Here is a 19,492-nt window from a genome sequence, read left to right as displayed (position 1 = left end):
GGCGCATGAACTATTAATTTCACTCGAAAATCGAAAAATTCGAAACTTTAGGTTAGCGCGAACGTTTAACTCCCGTATGAGACTCTTTCGATCACTCTGTTACCTGTATTTACTCACCTGCCTTGCCGGTGTTGCCGCCGGACAGGATGGCTCCCGTCTTCGTCAGGGTTTCGAACGGCTTGATACAGACGCGAACAGTCGGCTATCACAGACCGAACTTAATGCCGCCCCACGGCTGAGTTCTCGTCTCAAGAACGCTGACAGCGACAATGACGGCACGCTCACATTTGAGGAGTTCGCCACCGCCATCGCACGGTCAATGCGTCCCGGGCCCAACCCCGGACCTGACCCTCGACCGGGCAACGAATCGCTCAGCCCGGGCGACCACATCCGCACGGTGACGGTAGGAGAGGTTCAGCGCCGTTATCGGCTTCATGTGCCGGCCAGCTACGATCCGGAAAAGGAAACGCCAGTGGTGATCGCTTTTCACGGCGGGGGCGGAAACCCGGATGCGATGGTCCGTGTGTCGCGGCTGGACGACAAATCGGAGGAAGCGGGGTTTCTCGTCGCGTATCCCTTCGGATCGGGGCCGGATGAGGACCGCATGCTCACCTTCAACGGGGGCGAATGCTGCGGCTACGCGATGCATCGGGAGATTGACGACGTCGGCTTTGTCCGGACGATGCTGGATAATCTGGAGGAGGTCGCGAACGTGGATTCCGGGGCGGTTTTCGCCACCGGCCTTTCCAACGGCGGTATCATGTCCTATCGGGTCGCCGCCGAGCTGGCGGATCGGATCGCCGCAATCGCTCCGGTGGGCGGACCGCTGATGATGGAGACGATCGCACCGTCAAGGCCGGTGGCGGTGATGCATTTTCACGGCACGGCGGACAAGTTCGCACCGTTCAAGGGCGGATTCGGCGAGAACGGTCGGGGAGGGAGGGGCGTGACGGAATTCCGATCCGTGGATCGCTCGCTGCAGCTGTGGATTCAGTCGAATGGCTGTGACGATGAGCCAACCGTGACCAAGCTGCCGGACACCAAGGACGACGGAACGCGGGTGACCCAAAAAAACTGGGGCAATGGACGTGAGGGGACCGAGGTGGTTTTGATTGAGATTGAAGGTGGAGGACACACTTGGCCCGGAGTCGCGCCTCCGGCGGCGGCTGCCTTTCTCGGTCTCGCCACACGCGACATCTCCGCCAACGACCTGATGTGGGACTTCTTCCTGAAACATCGCCGCAAGTTGGATGGGGCCGCGAAGGAGCCAATCGGCGGAGCGAAGGGAGCGGCCATGGAATTGCTGCGCACCCCGGACTCGCATTTCGCGGACCTCCCAGGATACGATTTCGAGCCGCGCTACCTGTCGGTCGACGACCCGAATCTTCCGCCGGGAAATCGCCGGATTCGGATGCACTACGCGGTTTCGGGACCGGAGGACGCGCCCACCCTTCTGATGCTGCACGGCAATCCCTCCTGGTCGTTCTTGTTTCGCAAAATCGTGCCCCCGATCAATCAAGCGGGCTATCGGACGATCATGATTGATTATGTCGGCCACGGAAGATCGGACAAGCCCGCGAACGAATCGGATTCACTAGCATCCCATTCGCGAAGGACGAAAATTGTAATGGCTGACTGACTGGCTACAATCTTCTTCAGAGTCTAACCCAAAGGAGATTGCGTTATGCCAGCCAGTCGAGCCGGGAGTAAGAGTGCCATTTTTCGCCAGGTCTGTGAACTCATTCCGCCGCACCTTGTGCCGAAACTTGCGCGCAAGCACGGGATCAAGTCGAGGGGCATCACGCCCTGGAGCCATCTGGTGAGCATGCTCTATGCGCAGTTCACCCATGCGATCGGGCTGAACGACGTGGTGGACGCGCTGCGCGCCCATCGGGCGCCGATGGCCAGCATCCGTGGCGCCAAGCCACCGAGCCGCAACGGGCTCTCGCACGCGAACAAGACCCGCGATCCGAAAATGGCCGAGGAGCTTTTCTGGTCGGTGCTCGAGTACTTCGAGACGTTGCGACCGGGGTTCGGTGGCGTGAAGTTCCGCCGACTGCCGAGGCGCTTCAAACGAACGGTGTATGCCCTGGACTCCACGACGATCAAGCTGTTCGCCAACTGCATGGACTGGGCGAAGCACCGGCGGCGCAAGGCGGCCGCGAAGCTGCACCTGCGGCTGAACCTGGAGAGCTTCCTGCCGGCCTTCGCGATTGTCGACTCGGCCAGGGGGCACGACAGCACCAAGGCGCACGAGTTGTGCGCAGGCCTCAAGGCGGGTGAAATCGCCGTGTTTGACATGGCCTACATCGACTATACGCATCTGTTCAGACTGGCCGAGCGGGGTATCTTCTGGGTGAGCCGCGTGAAAGAAAGCATGAACTTGCGCTGCGTGAAGCGGCTGGTGAAGAAGCCCGCGGGGCGCATCCTGCGTGACGATCTCGTGCTCGTTCAGAATCCCGGTAAGCGAAAGGACTATCCGAAGCGCATGCGCCGGATCGTGGCCCGCATCGAGATCAACGGCGAGGATCGGATAATGACCTTCTTTACGAACAACTTCGAGTGGGCGGCCTCGAGCATCTGTGATCTGTACAAGGCGCGATGGAACATCGAAACCTTCTTCAAACAGATCAAGCAGACGCTGCACCTGGGCGACTTCCTCGGGCACAACCGCAAGGCGATTGAGTGGCAGCTCTGGACGGCGCTGCTGATGTACGTGTTGCTCCGCTTTCTGCATACCTGCAGCGATTGGGCGCACAGCTTTACGCGGTTGTTTACCTGCCTGCGCGCGGTTCTGTGGCAACGGCTTCATCTGCTCGCTTATTTGAAATCCTATGGGACAGCACAGGGCAGCTTCCGGATGCAATGGGCCCCACAACAAGCCTATTTGCCCGGATTAGGGTTGTCCCCTCTCTGAGATGTGGGACAGCATCGGGCGCATTTAAAAACAGGGGCATCCTTGATCGCGAAAATTATCAAATGAAACATAGCTCGGAGAAAAAGTGCGACCCTTGCAGGGCAAGGGGTTACGTAAGTCCTGTGCCCCGATATGGGGCCTTATGGGATGCTACTGAATCGGATTATACTTATGACCGACATCTCGAATGGCTCTATCAGGCGTTTTCCCAATTGGACAACGACCCTGATTTGAATCTGGATGGAGTGACGCTTTTCGGCCACGACTACGGTCATCCCCTTGGCGCCCGTTTGATGGCGGAGCATTACCCGGATCGTTTCGATGGATTCATCAATGGGAATGCGGGATTGAACCGGGGGCGATGGGGAATTGCAAAGCGCCATGATCGCTGGAGAAGTTTTGTCCGTTCGGTTCCCAAGGTTCCTATCGGCGCGGTGGTCTTCCGCAACGACGCCCGGCAGAACATGGGCTTGCCCCCCGGCACGGAAGCCGAGGAAGCCGGCTACGACGCTCCTTATCCAACGGGTGACTATCAGGCTTCGATTCGCGCATTTCCTGAAATGGTCCCTGAAGACGCCACCCGGCCGGAAGCTATCGCCAATCAGAAAGCCTGGGATTTTCTGACTTCCTCCTATGACAAGCCCTATCTGGTCATCTGGGAGAGCATGGACATGCCGGACTCGCGAAACCGGCGGGACGAATACATTTCGAGCATCTCCGGGGCGTTCGGACAAGAGAACCCTCAACTGCAGACCGGACACTATTCTCCCGAAGATGATCCCGTATCCACGTCTCAAGTGATCATTCGCTTCCTTGACGATATCTATTGTTCGAATGCCTTTGAAGAAATCTATAGAGAAACTTTCGGCTCAATCCGAATCTCTCAACGGCTTTCTTTAGGGAGGTGACACGGCCATAGGTCGGTCCATACTGTTGGTTGTTGTTCGAAGACGACCAGCAGGAAAGGAGCACGACCTATGACCGGGAACAGAGTAGTCGCGAAGCTGTTGAGATTCAAGGGGCTGCGCGTAGTGGGCTTCGGTTTCGAGGGGAGGAGCAACTTCGTGGTGACGGTGACGCCACACAAGAACGGGTGCCGGTGTCCGGAGTGCGGCCGCCGCGGAACCATTGTTCGGGTGATGCCCGAGCCGCGGCGGTGGCGGGACATCCCCGTCTGCGGGTGGACCGTATGGCTTCAACACTGCCCCCGGGAGATCTGGTGTCCGACCCACGGACGGGTGGTTGAAGCGATCCCCTGGGCGGGGCGGTTCGCGCGTGTCACCTATCGCTTCGAGTACGTGATGCTGAAGTACTGCCAGATCATGACGCAGAAGGCGGCGGCCCAGTTGCTGCGTATCCCCCGTTCCACGCTCTCCGATGTGCTCCACCGGACGATTACCCGTATCCGCGACGGTCACCGGATTCGAGGGCTGAAGACCATCGGCATCGATGAGATCTCCTACGCCAAAGGCCACAAGTACGCCACACTGGTTTACGACCTGGACCGCTCGTGTGTGGTGTGGGTCGGGAGGGGCAAGAAGCGCGAAACCATTGATGTTTTCTTCCATGAAGTGCTCAGCGACTACCAGAAGAAACAGATCCGGTGGGCATGCTGCGACATGAGTGATGCCTTCATGGGGGCCATCAAGGCGCACTGTCCGAATGCCACGCTTGTCCTGGACCGTTTCCATATCGTCAAAGCCCTCAACACGGCCGTCGACGGTGTGCGTAAGGAGCAGTGGCGGCTGGCCGGCGGTGACGAGCGCAAGGCTCTGAAGGGACTGCGCTGGCTTCTCTACCGTCACTCCTCAACGCGATCCAAAGACGACACCCAGACCCTTCGGGCACTTGAGAAGGCCAACAACCGCATCTATAGAGCATGGCGGCTGAAGGACGAGTTCGAGCAGTTCTGGGAATACAAGGCACCCTGGGCTGCCGAACGCTTCCTCAAGAGCTGGACGACCTCCGCCCTTCGAAGCCGTCTGGAACCTCTGCGCAAGTTCGTCACCACGCTGCGCCAGCACTACTTCGGCGTCCTCGCTTTCGTTAACTCACGGCTCACCAATGCCATAGCCGAGGGGCTCAACCGCATCGTCAAAATCGTCAAGAACCGCGCCAGCGGATTCCGCACGCTCGATGCCTTCACTGACATGATATTCCTCACAGTCGGAGACGTAGATATCCCTGCGCAAATCCCAACCCGTTTCCGCACAGTATAGGACAGCCCGATGAACCAGTATCCATCGACATCAAATCGAAATCACCCCGTTGAGAGATTCGGAAATAGCCAAACTTTCTCGGACGGCCCGGGTCAATTCGTGTCCGCGCGAGGCGGCGAAGGATACGATTGCGACAAAGAGGCGCTTCGACTCACATCGGGCAAGGACGACGAAGTAACCCTGCCTCAGCTCGACCTATCCGGCTTCGAACAAGTGAAAATCGCCTTCCGCTTCCTGGCCTACGGTTGCAGCGACGGCGATCAATTGATTGTGGATTTTTCGGAAGCGGGAAAGTGGACGGAACTGCTAAGGCTCGAACATGGATCCAAGCCCCGCCCAGGCGACTTCCGCAATCATTCGACCGACTACGGATTCATCCGGTTGGATCGGACCGGAGCCGCCTTTTCTGCCAATGCAAAACTCCGATTCCGGATCGAAAGCGAGAATCGGGCAGCGGCAATATTAATTAGAGAGTTTGGGATCTATGGCAGGCCGAACGCACAGCACGAAACGATAGCGGGCAGAACAAGTAGGCACTGACCAACCCGCTACCGCTCCGGGGTCGAGGTCGGCGGGTGATCAGAAACCTAAAACCGCGTCGGACGAAGGGCGCAGGGGTCAAACGCAAAATCTAAAGATTTCCTGAATCCGTGAGATAATCTGTGCGGTGCTGGGCAACCCCTGATGTTTGGATTCCAGAGTCTTCACGAGGGTCTGCCTTCCGACTTTTCATGCTTCGGGCTTGCGGGTTCGCCTGAATCGGACGGTCAAAACGGCGGTTGACCGCCGAAACAGGCGTTATTTTTCTGAAGGCGGCACGGTGTATCCTCCGATTGCCTGTCGGTTACCGTTGTTTCCTCTTAGGTGCGGGGATTCAGCCCGGCATTCGCGCCCGTGCGATATCTTCGATGAGATCGAACCAGGGACAGCTCCTGCCGAAGTGAAGCCGGATTCCCCGGGCGTGGCGGACGGGAGCGGGGAGCGCCTGAATAACTTTTCTGGTTGACTTCCATTGGTTCTGATCCAAAAAATCATCCTCCGTATCGAAATCCTCAAACCGATCTGCGACCCAGCAGTATCATGCAAAAGAAATTCAAATTCCCCCTCGCCCTCACCGCCTGTCTGGCGGCGCTCCTCGGCGCCTCCCCGGCCGGCGCGCAGGTCTTCGAAGACAGCTTTAACGCCACGACAGCCGGAGCGGGTAGCCAAACGCCTAAAGGGCACTCGAACGAGGTTCATAACGATTTGGAAAAGGCCACATTCTTTTTTGATTTTTCGGATGCCCGGAGTTCCGTTTCGGGGGACGCAGACGACACTCGAGTCGTTGAGTTGAAGGGCGTCGATTACGTTGCTTCCATCCAAGCCGGTGGAGATGGAAAGGCGGTTGACTTGTCAAAGGGTATTTATGCGCTCCCCTTGCAAATCGATGAGCCCTGGGAGGAGGCCACGCTGTTCGTGCGAGTGAGAGCCGCCGATGGCTTTCTAGACGGGGGGCTGATGAGTCTGGCCACGAAAGGCTTGGATATCATGGTGTCTGCTTTTCATATCGATTGGGGAGAACGGGGCAATCTGGGTGTTTTCGCCCGTCTTGGTTCGGTTCATCGGCCAGTCCATGCGCCGCTCGACTTGGAAACCGGGGATTGGATGGATATTTGTGTCCGCTGGCAGCCACGATCCGAGGGCAAACCGGATACGGCTGTTTGGGCTGGCTTCACTGGCTGGACGGAGGTTTTTGTGAATGGACGATTGATTTCACGCCGCTGTTATCGCGGTCCCCCTCCGGGTGCTTACGACAGAAACAATCGTTTAACACTGGGTGTTGACTTTGAAGGGCAGCGTTTCAGAGGCCTTGTGGATCATGTTGCCCTTTGGGATCGTGCTCTGGATAATCGTGAAATCGCTAGACTTTTCAAAGTAGGCCATGTTGATACAAACCTCCCTGCGGAAGGGCCGTTGAATGGTTGGAATCAAGAAGTGGGCAATGCCTTTTTCCCAAAAGAAATGCCCCGCAAGGAGCGCTTCGAGTGGATCAAAAGGAATACCGCACAGTACGTTAAGCAACTGCGAGAAACGGATAGGGCGATGTATCCAACCTATCATCTTACTCTGCCAGGTTTCCAATACAACACGCATGGATTTTACTTCAATGATCGTTGGCACCTGTTTCCCGTCGTTAGCATGGGGGGAGCGCGCAATCTAGACTTGGAGCAACTGTTCTGGGCTCACCTAAGCAGTGACGATTTGTTGAAGTGGAAAGTGCATACCCCTTTGATGCCTGAACGTTTTGATGCAAACGGAGCGTTTTACATTGATCGATACGGGACCCCATCCGTTGTTGCAGGGGATGCAGGACCGGGAGTCGGGTATGCGGTCGCGAAAGACGATTCGTTGGATGAGTGGGAGGTGCAGAATCGTCCGAAATTGCGTGGAAATGCCCCGGTTATTCAGCAAAGGAACGACCCTGCTGTCTTTCAGAAAAATGATCGGTGGTATATGGTTGCGTCCGGTGTTTCCACAGAGCGCGAGTCATCGAATATCCATCTTTATCGATCCGAGAATGGAATTGATTGGACTTATGTTAAATTGCTTTTCGAGGCGGAGGTTGGAGTCGGAGTGCAAGAATGTCTCGTAGCCTTTATTCAAAACGATTTGCTCGTCATGTCGACAAACAAAGCGCTCGTTCAGGACTCGGCAGCTAACGGGCACGACTATATCGTTGGAAGATTTGAAAACGAATCGTTTGAATTGCTTGGGAGCGGCATCTCCGACTACGGTTATAACTCTAATCCGCGTTATCGTCCTTACAACATGTGGCACGGATTTACGGATGATACCGGAAGAACCGTCGTGTGGCAGTATCAAGGACGACACGGAAACAACTGGGAAGCATTACGCAAGGGTTGGTTTTCCACTTACTCTCTACCCAGGGAAATTAGAATAAGGGATGATTACACTTTGGCTTTTCTTCCGGCCAGGGAGCTGGAAGAACTACGTAATACTTCAGAGCCCGGGAAGTCTTTTCGGGAGCATAAAATCGATGGCTTCAAGCACTTGGGCACTGTTTCGGACACATCCGAAAATCGCATTTCCGTAACTCCCGGCGAATCGGGGAACAGCCGTTTGAAGTTTGCCAAAGGATCCGACGAATTCACGTTGAGCTACAGTGCTCATAAAGAACGATTAATACTTACTCAGAACAGATCTTCGGCGGCAAGTCCCGACAACCAACCCTACAGCGTTCCGCTTCGCTTGAATGATAAAGAAGAAGTCAGCTTTACGCTTTATTTGGATCGTTCGATGATAGAAATTTACACTCCTGAAGGCGATGTGCTGAGCGCTTGGTTTCGAACGGACGAAGTCGGCGATTTCACGGTCGAGGCCGGTTCAATGAAGGAAATCAAAGTTCACAGCTGGAAAATGAATCCCCTCCAATTCGATTAATGCATCCTGACCTGGCGACCGGAACGATCATCTACCGCTCCGGCATGAACCCCAAGATTCGACGCAACTTTGAGGTTTTCACCCCCTGCGACTTTATCGCCGCCATCACCCAGCACATCCCCGACAAAAACTTCCAACTCGTCCGCTACTACGGATGGTACAGCAACAAGATGCGCGGACAGCGTCTCAAGCAGGCCGCAGCGGAAGAGCGCCCCGGCACCCAAACGGCTGGTTGAGAACTCGATGGCCTCGGTCGGCCTGATCGTTCACATCATCCTGGGCAAGTTCTGCGACCACCTGCCGCTCTACCGGCAGGAACAGATCTTCAAGACCCGCTATCGTTGACAACGGGAAAGGGCATTTCGTCGTGGATAGTGGAATGCGCGCAACGGCATTGATGCATCTAAAGCATTCCAATTCAAATATTTAAAGGGCAGGATCCCCTGGGTTTTGGCCGGGGCAGCAAAAAAAAATCGGTTCTTTCGCTATAATTGTGGGTCACTGAGTTGCTCGAAGCTGGGTAGGGCTCCAGTTGCATTGAGTATTTTGAGGAAGAAGTAGTGCTCATCGTGGAAGCCATAGCTCCTGCGTTTGAGTACTTTGATTTTGTTGTTGATGCCCTCGGCCACGCCGTTGGTGATGCGATATTCGAAGTAGGAGAAGATGCCGTGCGACCACCGGACCAGGCGCTTGGCGAGCTTGATGAATGGCTCCAGCCGGCTCTGCTTACACCGCTTGATCCACCCCTTCAGGAAGGCTTCGGCCTCTTCGCGTGTCGAGCACGCGTAGAACGCCTCGAAGTCCTCCTTGAGCAGGTACGCTTTCTGTAATTGTCGGTTGATTGCCATGATCTGTTCGAGAGTCTGTTTGTGTTTGCGCTTCAGGTTGCGTGAGGCCCTGAGCCAGAGCCAGCGCGTGCCCTTGATCAGCTTGCCCTCTTCGTCAGAGCATATGGACTGCTCGTGGCGACGTACGGCCTCAATGGCATCACTGAGGTACTTGTAGACATGGAACTTATCGAAGACAACGACGGCGTTCTTGCAGTGCCGTCGGACGCTGTTCAGGAAGGGCTGCCAGAGGTCCATGCACACGGCCTCGACAGCCTTGCAGCGCTTGCGACCGAAGCAGCGGAAGAACCCGCCCACAGCGCGCTCCTTGCGTGTCTTTACCAAGCCGATCACCTCCTTGCGCTCCAAGTCATAGAAAACCGTGGCGTAGCGGTGCCCCTTGCGCAGCGAGATCTCATCGATCCCCAGATATCGCACCGTGCGCTCCTCTCGCTTGGCATCACGCCGTTGCAGCCACTTCTTGTCCATTCGGTAAACGGCATCTTTACTCAGGCCCTCCAGGGCGGCCACATCGCTGACTGGCAGCAGATCGCACAAGCCTGCCACGTACTTCTCATAACGGACGGTCTGGCGAGCATACCGTTCAACCCAGTCCAAGCCCTCGATGACCACGCCGCAACGAGGGCAATCCACACGGACGAACTCGACTTCCAAGTAGCACTGTCGGCCCCAGATCGGGAAGTCCCGGATCCGTCGCGGTGGCTGCGTGTCGTATGTGAACAACAGCCCCTCCCCGCACTGACCACAGCTGTAACCAACACTGCGTCGATCGATTCGAACCGTCACACTGCCATCTTCCTCGATACGAATTCCACCGGCGACTACGCCCCATCCTTGAATCCCGAGCAAATCTGTGAACAATGACTTCTGAGACATCGCTTCCTCCTGCTGTATATGATTGCGTTCACAACCATTTGCGCAGATCTGGGGCGATGTCTCACGCTTTCATCCACAAAATTCGAGAAAGAACCAAAAAATCAAAGAGATCGCATCCTCCGCCTCGCGCAAGATACACAAAGACACGCTGATCATTCTGGACCCGAGTGATATCCGGAAGAACTACGCCGAAGCGATGCCCTTTCTTGGCCGGGTGCGTGACGGCAGCACGGGGCAGATCGTCAACGGGTACTGGAGCTGCCTGGCCGTGGCCTGTGAAGTGGGCAAGCGCCGCATGCTGCCGCTGCATCATCGCCTGTGGTCGGCCGAAGCTCCGGACTTTATCAGCGAGAACCACCAGTTGCGGGAGATCATCAACATGATCAGCCGGGCGGTCTCTAGACGAGGCATCTACGTGATCGACCGCGGCGGCGACCGCTGCAAGATCTATAACCACCTTCTCCGTAATCATTGGCGATTTATCATCAGGCTGACGGGCAGCCGCCATCTGCGCTATCGCGGCAAGAACAGCCGGGCCCTGGATCTGGCGGAGAGTTGCCCCATGCTCTATCGCGATCAGCTCGTCAAAGAGACTCGCGAAGGCGAGAAGACTTATCAGATCGAGTACGGTTTCCGGCGAGTCAGGATGCCGGGGAAGAAACCCTGGCTTTACCTGATCGTGGTCAAAGGCTTTGGCCGGAAGCCCATGATGCTGCTGACCACCGAAGAGGTGACGAAGAGCCGCAAGTCGATATGGTTCATCGTTGAGGGCTATATTTCACGCTGGCTCGTAGAAGACGCCCTCCGCTTTATCAAGCAGAGCTACAAGCTCGAAGACGTCCGCGTCCTCTCGTACCAGCGCCTCCAGAACATGATGGCGCTCGTGCTTGCCGCGATCTACTTCTCGGCGGTCTGGCTGGGCAGCTCGGTAAAACGGGCCGTTCTCTCGGCCTATGCCATCAAGGCCTCAAAACGCTTCTTCGGTATCGCAGAGTTCCACTATTACGCGCTCGCCGATGGCATCGCCGCTCTTCTCTCCCGCATCGGCGCATCGCGCAGCCCGCATCCCCGTTCGCCTCCTGTCTCAAGCTTCCCGCAAACGTGGTTTCCGGGGTTCGGCTGAAAACTGGGGTAAGTCCAAAAAAAAAATTCGAACCCCTTGACACCTGCCGTGCGGAAGCCTACGGTCTCCCGGTTGCCGGAAGGTCGGCAAGTTCCGTGAAAATCGGACGCTGTCGCGCAACCGTGTGCGGGGAGAACTGACCCCGCGAGCCGGAAAACGACCTCCGGGAACCTGTGTAGTGGTGCTCTCCCTCGCGTACGGGGTGAGACCGCAGGCCTGACCGTCTGTCGTCTCTCCTCTTCCGCGTCCGGGGCTCACCGTGTAATGGACCGGGGTTCCGCGTTAGGGCCCCACCAACTGAGGAGAGAAGACATGAAAGGACACGGACTTACCCGTGTACTCACCGTCGCGCTGCTTCTGGCGGTCGCGGCGACGTCCATGGCCGAAACCTGGACGACCTATACCCTGCCGGACAATGCCGGCTTGTTCAATACGTGGGCGCTGGGCCACACCACGAGTGGTCAGTTTATCTATGGCGACCACGGCAACCTGTATGTGCAGGATGCCTTCGGCGGATCCTCGTATACGGAGTACGACAACAGCCCGGTCGCCGGAACCGATCCCGCGTTTATCACGACGTATGATGCGGACACCGCGGTCCTCGGCAAGGGAGGCTGGGGCGCCAGTGCCCTGGTGAGTTTTGATCCGAGTGATACGGGGACCGCGTTCTCGTCAGGCTCCTTCACCCTTCAGGGGTATAGAGGCGTATTCCATGACGAAACCAGCATGTACATCGCCGGCGCCAACGGCAACGAATACACCAACGGATTTGGCGGGTTCAGCAACAACCTGATGTATGTCGCGCTGGATGGTTCGACCAGTAAGGTCATCATTAACGACTACTCCCAATACAGCTGCGGGTTCACCAAAGACAGCCTCGGGAACCTCTATGTGGGCGATAATGATGACGGACGGGTCTACAAGTTCACGGCCGCACAGATCAGCGGAGCCATCAGCGGCGATGCACTGGAGATCACGGACGGGGAACTGATTTGCGATTTCGGCCTGGGCGGCGATATCGGTTCGCTGGCCGTTGATGCCGACGGGGTGCTCTGGGGCGCGGGCTGGGGCCATACCGGCCTGAAGTGCTATGACCAGGACAGCGAAAGCTTCTACACCTGGACCCCCGGGTATGACACGACCGCGTATCTTGCGGATACGTTTTCGTATGGCGGGTCGAATTACGTAGGGTTCGCCAGCGCGGATGGCTCGGATCCCGGTGTTGACGTGATGTACGGCTTTGCCGAGGTGGGTGCGGTGCCTGAACCGGCGACCATGCTGCTCCTGCTTCCGGGCATGGGCGGGATTCTCGCCCTGCGCCGGCGCCGCTTTGCCCGTGCGCGACGCGTGATGGCCGGCCACTCCGCCACCTCCGGGCTCGTCCCCGCGACGGCCGGAATCACGGAGCGTCCGCGCGTGGAAGCCACCGCGTGGATGGAACGCATGGACCGGTTCGTCCGGAAGATGCATACGGTGGATCCGTTGGGGATGGACCGGTTCGTCCGGAAGATGCATACGGTGGATCCGTTGGGGACGGTTCTGCTCGCCTTCGATAACATCCTCCGACGCTGATCCAGCGCATCAACCTCGCGGGGCGCTTCTTTCAGGGAGCGCCCCGCGAAGCCCCTGCTCCATGATGAACCGATCCTCAAAAACGCCGCTCGCCCTTCTTCTGATCGCACTGCTTTCTTGTGCCGCAGCGGAAAGCGTGGCCGGCCCCTATTCCTATCCCCTCGGCACAAAGGGTCCCGGAGACACTCCTCCGATCGATCCGGGGGTGCCCGGCTTTGTCGGAATCGATGGCGATGGCGCGGCAAATCTTAACGGCGCGAACACCCATAACTACGTCAACGCCGCCTTTGCGGGCTGGTGTTCGGCGGCTACCCATTATTATCGTTGCGACGGCGGGGAGGGGTTTTCGAATCCCTCCGCGGCTGAAGGCCCCGTTTCCGGAGATCACGCTAATCCCGTCGAGGTGGTCTCCCTGGGGGATCTCGATCAGGAGGCGATCAATGCGGGCGATCCCCCGGGGTCGATCGTGCTGCTCTTCGATGCCCCGATCTTCGACGGAGAGGGACAGGATTTCGCGGTCTTTGAAAACGGCTTCGTCAACATCTCCAATGCCGCGTTTTTTGCCGAGCTTGCCTATGTGGAGGTTTCGTCGGACGGCGTCGATTTCCTGCGCTTTCCCAGCGTCTCGCTGACCTCCTCTCCCGTAGGGGAATACGGAGGACTCCAGGGTCAGAACGTGTACAACCTCGCGGGCAAACACGGCAACGCCTACGATAAGAGCTGGGGAACCCCCTTCGACCTGTCGAGTCTGACCAACAGTGCCGCCTGTGCATCCTATTCCGATGGCGTGATCACCACGACTTATGGGGCCACGATCGATTTGAACGCGATCACCCATATACGAATCGTCGATATCCCTGGATCCGGTGATTTTTATGATGAAGCCTCTTCGCTGACGGATCCCGAAACCGGAAATCCCTACCCCGGCCATCATCCCGTATACGATGCCTGGCATACCTGGGGATCGGGGGGATTCGATCTTGATGCGGTGGGGGCCATCCACGCCCGGGGCTGGCACCACATCGCGGTCACTTTCAACAAGGGCGGTTATATCCATCCCTATGGGGTGCCGGCGGGCAAAGTCGCCGTCTCGAACGGCGCGGACCGGGCGTTCTCCATTCAGCCCGACCCGCATTACCATCTCGAAGACCTGCGCGTCGACGGGGTTTCGTTCGGGACGAATCTGACCGCGTACACCTTTACGAACGTCGTCGGCGACACCCACACCCTCGAGGCGGACTTCGCGCCCGACCGGCATCGATTGACCGTCGCGATCGAGGGCGCGGGCGAGGTCACGCCCGGCGGAGGATCCCACGCCTACGGGTCGGTTGTGGCGCTCACGGCGTCGGCGGGGCCCTACGCGCGCTTCTCACACTGGAGCGGTGATCTGCCGGGTGGGGCCGATCCTTCGAACGCGCTCTGTTCGGTCACCGTCAGCAACGACATGGCCCTCGTTGCCCACTTCGCCTGCGAAGGCGCGGCGACGTCGAACGGCGTTCCGGTGGCGTGGCTCGACGAGAACGGGCTGGACGGCGATCGGGAGACCGCCGCGGCGTCCGATACGGATCATGACGGCTGGGCCGCGTGGCAAGAGTACGTGGCGGGAACCTCGCCGACCAACCCGACGCCCACGCTCTTCCGCGTCTCCGGCTGGACCCGTGACGGCACCGCGGGGACGCTCCTCTTTGACACGATGCGCTACCGCGAATACATCATCTACGGCAGTACCGATCTGAACGACTGGTCCGAAACCGTCCGCTGTTATGGAACGGGCGAACCGGCGGAGATCGCGCTGCCGGAATCCGGACCCCCGGTCTATTACCGGGTTCAGATCGGGATTCCCTGATCTTATGAATCGCGATACCTCAAGGGGCTTCACGCTCATTGAACTGCTGGTGGTACTGACGCTTGTGATTCTGCTGATCACGCTGCTCGGCCCCGCCGCAGCACGGCTGCTCGAATACGCCCGAAGCTCGCGCTGTCAGGCCAACCTGCGGGTCCTGTATTCGGCGAATGCCATGTACGCCGCCGACCACCAGTCTTATGTCCCCGCCGCCGCGGACATGTGGGGCGAGCACGGCGACTGCTGGCGCTGGCACGGGTGGCGTCCGAACCGCAATAGCGATTTCATTCCGGGCCGCGGACCGCTGGCGCCGTATCTCGGCCAGGGGGGCGTGGTCCGCGATTGCCCGTCGTTCGAAGGACACCGGGCCGAAGGACAGTGGAATCCGAGCTTTGAGTCGGGGGGCGGGGGGTACGGCTATAATCAATACGGCGTCGGCTCGCGGTATTTTCTGAGTTCAAACGGGTTTTACGACTTCGAGGCGGAGCCCTGGGCGCGCGGCATGCCGCCCCATGCGATACGGGAACCGGCGTCTACCCTGATGTTCGCCGACTGCGCCTTCCTCAAACAGGGCGAGCTGATCGAGTACTCCTTCGCCGAACCGAGCCGCGAACCCACCTTCGGGGTGAGTCTTCAGCCCTCGATCCATTTTCGCCACGCGGGCCGGGCCCATGTGCTCTGGTGCGACGGGCACATCACCGGGGAACGCATGAACGACCTTTCCGGCGGGGCCCACCGCGAACATGCCCTGGGCTGGTTCGGGCCGGAGGACGACTCGGTATTCAAGCCGTTCTGAATGGCGGTCCGGGCCGCGCTCACTTCTCCCGCGCGAAGGGCCAGGCCATCACACCGCCCTCCATCACCTTGACCTTCGTCCAGCCGTGGGCCTGCAGCAACCGGGCCGCCTCGTATCCGCGCAGCGAGATTTTGCAGAAGCAGATGATCTCGTGATCCTTGTCCGCCGGAAGCTCGTCCATGCGGCCGCGGAGCGCGCCGAGCGGAATCAGAACTTCCCCGATACCAAGCCGCATCAGCTCGTATTCGTCCGGCCCGCGTGTATCCAGGATGAAGGCCTCGTCGCCCCGATCGACCTTCTCCTTCACCTCGCGGCAGGAGATCCCGTCCATGAACCCCGCCATCTTGTTCTGCAGAGTGTGCGCACAGGCGATCAGGTTGTCGACCGCAGGGGAGAACGGCGGCGCGTAGGGCAGATCGGCGACGGTCAGATCGTCGACCGTCAACCCGCCGTGCAAGGCCATGGCCGCCGTAGCGATCCGCTTACTCACATCGCCGGGGCCCACACACTGGACTCCGAGCAACCGGCCCGAGCCGCGCTCTGCGACCATCTTGATCACCACAAGCGCCGCGCCCATGAAGCCCGGCTTATCGGGCTCGGCGTGCACGACCGAAACGACATCGAACCCCGCCGCACGCGCATGGCGCTCCGAGAGCCCCGTCGCCCCCGCCGTGTAGTCGAAGACCTTGCAGACCCCCGTCTGGATCGTACCGGGGAAGACCGCTTCACCCGCATCGGTGATGTTCGTTCCGATCACGCGCCCCTGCAGGTTCGCCAGATCCCCGTAGGGGGCATGTACCTTTTTCCCCGTCAGCAGATTCGGAATCTCCACACAGTCGCCGGCCGCGTAGATGTCCGGATCCGAGGTCCGCATCGACGGATCGACCGAGATTCCTCCCGCCTCCCCGATATCGAGCCCTGCGGCCCGTGCGAGATCCACATTCGGACGCACCCCGGCGGCGACCACGGCCAGCTCGCACGGTAGTTCCGTCCCGTTGGCGAGCTTCACTCCGGTAAGCGTGCCGTTCTCTCCGAGAAAAGCGGAGACCGGGTTTTCGGTGATCACGTGCGCGCCCTTCGCCTTCATGTGATTCTCGAGCAGTTTCGCCAACTCCCAGTCGAGGAACATCAGGATCTGCGGAAGCATTTCGACGACCGTGATATGGATGCCGGCGAGTTCCAGGGCCTCACAGGTTTCGACACCGATCAGCCCCCCTCCGACGACGACGGCGTTGCGGATCGTGCCTTCATCCCGAACGCGGCGCAAATAATCGGCGTCCTCCATGGACTGCAGCGTCGTGATGCCTTTGAGCTCGGTGCCCGGAACCGGGGGCATGACGGGGCGTGCGCCCGTCGCCAGCACCAGCTTGTCGTAGGGCACCTCGCTGTCCGTGCCCTGTTCCAGATCGCGGCACAACACGACCTTGCGTTCGCGGTCGATTTCCAGGGCCTCGGTCCGCGTCCTCGCCTCGATCCCTTTCGTGTTCATAAAGAACCGGGGGTCGCGCACCACCCCCGTCGGCGTACACAAAAACTGATTGCGATCGTCGAATACCCCGCCCACATAGTAGGGATAGCCGCACGAGGCCATCGAGAGATCCGGCGACTTCTGGATGATGGTTACCTCGGCGCGGGGGTCCATCCGTCGCGCGCGCGCCGCCGCCTTGGGTCCGGCCGCGGATCCCCCGATCACGAGAATGCGTTTCGGTCGATCACTCATCGTCTTCTCTCCTCTCCACGGGGCCTTACCCCCGATTCAGCTCATCCAGGTGACGGTTGAGACATTCGAACAATTTGAGAATCTTCGGATCCCGCAACGAACAGTGCTTCGTGTTTCCTTCCCGGCGCACCTCGATCAGACGATGCGTGCGGAGAATGGAAATCTGCTGCGACATCACCGGCTGACTGCAACCCAGTCTCGTGTACAACTCGGTCACCGTCGCCTCACCGCGGCCAAGCTGCTCGATCACCCCCAGGCGCACCGGATGAGCCAACGCCCGCAACAACTCCGCCGCCCGCTCCCGATCTCCCTGCTCCATCTCCATGAACCCAGCCTCCTCTTGCCCCGGCCTTGCACATTCATACATCGCTATATTGCAATCTCTTTATAAGATGAACCCATGGAGGGTCGGCTTCCACGCCGACCGCAAAGAGGACGGGGCGGAACCCGTCCCTCCAGAGAGGGGGTGATCTCCCCATGGAGGGTCGGCTTCCACGCCGACCGCAAAGAGGACGGGGTGGAACCCGTCCCTCCAACGCCGACCGCAAAGAGGACGGGGCGGAACCCGTCCCTCCAGAGAGGGGGTGATCTCCCCATGGAGGGTCGGCTTCCACGCCGACCGCAAAGAGGACGGGGCGGAACCCGTCCCTCCAACGCCGACCACAAAGAGGACGGGGTGGAACCCGTCCCTCCAGAGAGGGGGTGATCTCCCCATGGAGGGTCGGCTTCCACGCCGACCGCAAAGAGGACGGGGTGGAACCCGTCCCTCCAGAGAGGGGGTGATCTCCCCATGGAGGGTCGGCTTCCACGCCGACCGCAAAAGAGGACGGGGTGGAACCCGTCCCTCCAACGCCGACCGCAAAAGAGGACGGGGTGGAACCCGTCCCTCCAACGCCGACCGCAAAAGAGGACGGGGTGGAACCCGTCCCTCCAGGGCGGCGTCATTCACGGATCCCCCCGACAGCCAGTAGCCAACGCAACAGTAGGGGCTGGTCAGCGCACAAGGCGTCTTCGTGTTGCTGGTTGAGTGGGAGGTTGCCGTGTTGGGAGCCTGAAGGCAAGCGGAAGCGTTGGGTGGGGGCAGAGAACCGCGCCCCACGGCGGAAGAGTTTTGATCAAGCCCCGCTCTTCACGGGGCGGAAGCAAGGAAGGCGGCCATCTTCTCCCTTGGCGTCATCCATCCCAGACACTTTCGAGGACGGTCGTTGAGGAATGTGTCGATGCGCTTCAGTGCCGCTGTACCGATTCCCCGGAAAGAGACCTTCTTGGGGTGCAGCCTGCGAATCAGGCCGTTGGTGTTCTCATTGGTTCCTCGTTCCCAGGAGTGATAGGGATGTGCGAAGAAGATGTCCATGCCGGTCTTCGTCGCCATGCGTTCATGCCTGGCGAACTCTTTACCGTTGTCGAGCGTTAAAGTCAGTCGCGACGCTTCCGAGGTCGTGTTGAACATCCTGCATATCGTTCTGGTGACCTCACGCGCTTCCTTCGACATCGTCCGATCCACCAGCGTAAAACGCGTACGGCGTTCGACCAGGGTAACGAGATAGCCGCTCTTGCTCGCCCCTTGGATCAGGTCGCCTTCCCAGTGGCCCACTGTGGATCGCGTCTCCACTTCAGGCGGTCTCGTGTCGATCATTCGCTGGTTCGGAATCCGCCCACGGACTCGACCATCTTCGCGAGGACAACGGCGTCGGCGCTTACGGTGCGCACGCGGAAGGTGGCGCCACAGATCCCCGCCCGCCTTCGCATCCGCGTAGACGTGCTTGTAGATCGTCTCCTTACACACCCACGGACGCCCTTCAAGGCGAGCGCGCCCACCGATCATCTCAGGCGTCCAGCCCTCCCGCAAACGGGCCTCAGCTCCTCGGTGAACCGTCGCACTCCGGGCCGTCTGGACCGCTCCTGGGCCATCCTGTGCGCCTGACGCGGCTGGTAGCCGTTGCCCCCCGTGTTCCTGGCGATCTCTCGACTGATCGTGCTCGCCGCTCGCCCCAACCGTCGAGCAATCTCTCGCTGCCCGTACCCGTCTTGACGCCACATGCGGATCAGATTACGTTCTGTCCTGGTCACGCGTTCGTAAGCCACTGCGTCCTCCATGTATTGCTAGTACACGAAGAACGTAACTTACCGCGTGACC

At 59.2% G+C, this 19,492-nt stretch carries 16 protein-coding genes and 1 pseudogene; 12 read left to right on the top strand and 5 right to left on the bottom strand.

Going from position 1 to position 19,492, the window contains the following annotated elements; genetic code table 11:
* The first annotated feature begins 76 nt into the window (after positions 1–76).
* From L21SP4_RS11725 to L21SP4_RS13010, 8 genes are all read left to right on the top strand, one after another.
* The gene (locus L21SP4_RS11725; RefSeq protein WP_144413863.1) at positions 77–1,639 is read left to right on the top strand and encodes an extracellular catalytic domain type 1 short-chain-length polyhydroxyalkanoate depolymerase; all 1,563 of its coding nucleotides are present in this window, start codon (positions 77–79) and stop codon (positions 1,637–1,639) included.
* Positions 1,640–1,684: 45 nt separating this feature from the next.
* A complete protein-coding gene (locus L21SP4_RS11720) occupies positions 1,685–2,917 on the top strand; it encodes an IS4 family transposase (RefSeq protein WP_052882826.1) in 1,233 nt (410 codons plus the stop codon).
* Positions 2,918–3,129: 212 nt separating this feature from the next.
* The gene (locus L21SP4_RS13015) at positions 3,130–3,825 is read left to right on the top strand and encodes an alpha/beta hydrolase family protein (protein WP_160300827.1); all 696 of its coding nucleotides are present in this window, start codon (positions 3,130–3,132) and stop codon (positions 3,823–3,825) included.
* A gap of 69 nt (positions 3,826–3,894) precedes the next feature.
* Positions 3,895–5,136, top strand: coding sequence for an ISL3 family transposase (locus tag L21SP4_RS11710; protein ID WP_052881181.1), 1,242 nt, complete (start codon positions 3,895–3,897; stop codon positions 5,134–5,136).
* A gap of 9 nt (positions 5,137–5,145) precedes the next feature.
* On the top strand, positions 5,146–5,676 hold the full coding sequence (locus tag L21SP4_RS11705; RefSeq protein WP_144413861.1) for a hypothetical protein: 531 nt from the start codon (positions 5,146–5,148) through the stop codon (positions 5,674–5,676).
* Positions 5,677–6,216: 540 nt separating this feature from the next.
* Positions 6,217–8,577 carry a LamG-like jellyroll fold domain-containing protein gene (locus L21SP4_RS11700; RefSeq protein WP_052882823.1) on the top strand — a complete coding sequence of 787 codons (2,361 nt, stop codon included), beginning with the start codon at positions 6,217–6,219 and terminating at the stop codon, positions 8,575–8,577.
* Entirely contained in the window at positions 8,577–8,813 is a 237-nt protein-coding gene (locus tag L21SP4_RS11695; protein WP_052882822.1) for a transposase, read from the top strand. Before L21SP4_RS11700 ends, L21SP4_RS11695 begins: the two co-directional genes overlap by 1 nt.
* A 7-nt stretch (positions 8,814–8,820) precedes the next feature.
* Positions 8,821–8,922: an IS66 family transposase gene (locus L21SP4_RS13010; RefSeq protein ID WP_144413860.1), complete on the top strand. Its 102-nt coding sequence runs from the start codon at positions 8,821–8,823 to the stop codon at positions 8,920–8,922.
* A 140-nt stretch (positions 8,923–9,062) separates the two neighbouring features.
* Here the strand turns inward: L21SP4_RS13010 and L21SP4_RS11690 are convergent, their stop codons facing one another.
* The gene (locus L21SP4_RS11690; protein ID WP_052882821.1) at positions 9,063–10,301 is read right to left on the bottom strand and encodes an ISL3 family transposase; all 1,239 of its coding nucleotides are present in this window, start codon (positions 10,299–10,301) and stop codon (positions 9,063–9,065) included.
* Positions 10,302–10,323: 22 nt separating this feature from the next.
* On the opposite strand from L21SP4_RS11690, the gene L21SP4_RS11685 reads away from it, so the two are divergent.
* The 4 genes from L21SP4_RS11685 (at position 10,324) to L21SP4_RS11670 (ending at position 15,635) form a co-directional block, all read left to right on the top strand.
* Positions 10,324–11,424 (top strand): transposase, encoded by a 1,101-nt coding sequence (locus L21SP4_RS11685; protein WP_052882820.1) that lies wholly within the window; start codon positions 10,324–10,326, stop codon positions 11,422–11,424.
* A gap of 312 nt (positions 11,425–11,736) precedes the next feature.
* Complete coding sequence (locus tag L21SP4_RS11680) at positions 11,737–12,996, top strand: PEP-CTERM sorting domain-containing protein (RefSeq protein ID WP_052882819.1); 1,260 nt, start codon at positions 11,737–11,739, stop codon at positions 12,994–12,996.
* A gap of 61 nt (positions 12,997–13,057) precedes the next feature.
* Positions 13,058–14,842 carry an InlB B-repeat-containing protein gene (locus L21SP4_RS11675; protein ID WP_052882818.1) on the top strand — a complete coding sequence of 595 codons (1,785 nt, stop codon included), beginning with the start codon at positions 13,058–13,060 and terminating at the stop codon, positions 14,840–14,842.
* 4 nt (positions 14,843–14,846) lie between these two features.
* The gene (locus tag L21SP4_RS11670; RefSeq protein ID WP_052882817.1) at positions 14,847–15,635 is read left to right on the top strand and encodes a prepilin-type N-terminal cleavage/methylation domain-containing protein; all 789 of its coding nucleotides are present in this window, start codon (positions 14,847–14,849) and stop codon (positions 15,633–15,635) included.
* Positions 15,636–15,654: 19 nt separating this feature from the next.
* On the opposite strand, the gene L21SP4_RS11665 is transcribed toward L21SP4_RS11670, so the two are convergent.
* The 4 genes and pseudogenes from L21SP4_RS11665 to L21SP4_RS13570 form a co-directional block, all read right to left on the bottom strand.
* Positions 15,655–17,355, bottom strand: a complete 1,701-nt coding sequence (locus L21SP4_RS11665) for an FAD-dependent oxidoreductase (RefSeq protein WP_052882816.1) — start codon at positions 17,353–17,355, stop codon at positions 15,655–15,657.
* Positions 17,356–17,380: 25 nt separating this feature from the next.
* On the bottom strand, positions 17,381–17,680 hold the full coding sequence (locus L21SP4_RS11660) for an ArsR/SmtB family transcription factor (protein WP_052882815.1): 300 nt from the start codon (positions 17,678–17,680) through the stop codon (positions 17,381–17,383).
* Between the two features lie 804 nt (positions 17,681–18,484).
* Positions 18,485–19,210: pseudogene (locus L21SP4_RS11655) on the bottom strand (IS30 family transposase); the annotation flags it as partial.
* A complete protein-coding gene (locus L21SP4_RS13570) occupies positions 19,177–19,452 on the bottom strand; it encodes a helix-turn-helix domain-containing protein (RefSeq protein ID WP_074041489.1) in 276 nt (91 codons plus the stop codon). The gene L21SP4_RS13570 and the pseudogene L21SP4_RS11655, both read right to left, overlap by 34 nt.
* Between the last annotated feature and the right edge of the window lie 40 nt (positions 19,453–19,492).

It is taken from the genome of Kiritimatiella glycovorans (assembly GCF_001017655.1).
In the GTDB taxonomy this organism is placed as follows: domain Bacteria; phylum Verrucomicrobiota; class Kiritimatiellia; order Kiritimatiellales; family Kiritimatiellaceae; genus Kiritimatiella; species Kiritimatiella glycovorans.
This window is presented reverse-complemented; position numbering and strand designations above follow the sequence as displayed.